The sequence below is a fragment of the Mesorhizobium sp. CA14 genome (assembly GCF_020165195.1).
In the GTDB taxonomy this organism is placed as follows: Bacteria; Pseudomonadota; Alphaproteobacteria; order Rhizobiales; family Rhizobiaceae; genus Mesorhizobium.
The window spans coordinates 1-1,050 of the sequence record NZ_JAIUHR010000067.1; the positions used below are offsets into that span (position 1 = coordinate 1).

The following is a 1,050-nucleotide window of genomic DNA, read 5'->3' on the forward strand; positions in this document are numbered from 1 at the left end:
GTCCACGGTATTTTGCGGCCCGACGAGGGAGATGGTATCGCCGGAGCCGGTGACGGTGAGATGATTGCTGCCGGACGGATTCCCCGGGTTGGGATCGGTAATGAAGTTCAACGTGAGACCGTTTCCGCTGACACCGATCTGGTCGTTGTAGGCATAGAGGGTCTGAGTCGTGTTGCTTGAAGAGACCGAGACCGTGTGTCCGTAGCCATAGAGCCTTGAGGTGCCATCGGTGCCGGAAATGTTGACGGTGTTGTAGAAGCCGCTCACCAGCAGCTGGTCACTGGCGCCCTCCATGCTGATGATATTGCCGAAGCCGCCCTCGAACACCAAACTGTCGTTGCTGCCGCTGACGTGAACCTCGTTGGCGTCGGCATTGTCATAGTAGGTGCCAACCGTGACCGCGTCGTTGTTGCCCGTCACGTTCACGTGGTCATGGGTGCCGGCAACGGTAACGGTGTCATCGGAACCGGTGCCTGTGGGTGAAGGACCCGCGCCGATGGTGATGACGCTGTTGCTGGCGGCCAGCGTTGCGCTTGTGTTGTCAGAGACCAGGTGGATCGGCGAGCTGCCGTTGACGGTAACCGAGTCGTCGGTCCCCGAGACGATCACGCCCCACGGGTCGGAGAACTGCCCGGTGACGGTCACGTTGTCATGGGCGCCGGCGACGGTGACGGTCGCTCCAGTCACACTGCCGGTGGAGGCAACCGAAAGGGTTTGATTGTCGCCCTCCAGGGTGACACCCGTCCAATTCGTCAGCGTGACGTTGTTGCCGGTGCCGTTCAGATACATCGTGCTGTTGATGGCGCCGGCCATGCTGATGGTGTCGTTGTCACCCGCCATGACGATCGAGTGACCGCTGCCGCTGATATTCACATTGGTGCTGCTGGCGGTGACCGTAAGATCGCCGTCACTCTTGAGGCCACTCGACGAGCCGGCGCCCGAGAAGTTGATCGTATCGCTGCTGCCCGTCACCGTGACGACATCGTGCGCGCCCGAAAGGTTCAGCGTATCGCTGTTGCCGGTGACGTTGATCGCATCGCTGCTACCCGC

Annotated in this window: 1 protein-coding gene; it reads right to left on the bottom strand. The window is 61.1% G+C overall.

Annotated features, from left to right (window positions below; genetic code table 11):
- Positions 1–1,050 (bottom strand): hypothetical protein (locus tag LB565_RS29775; protein WP_224589630.1); only part of this gene is annotated, 1,050 nt, incomplete at both ends.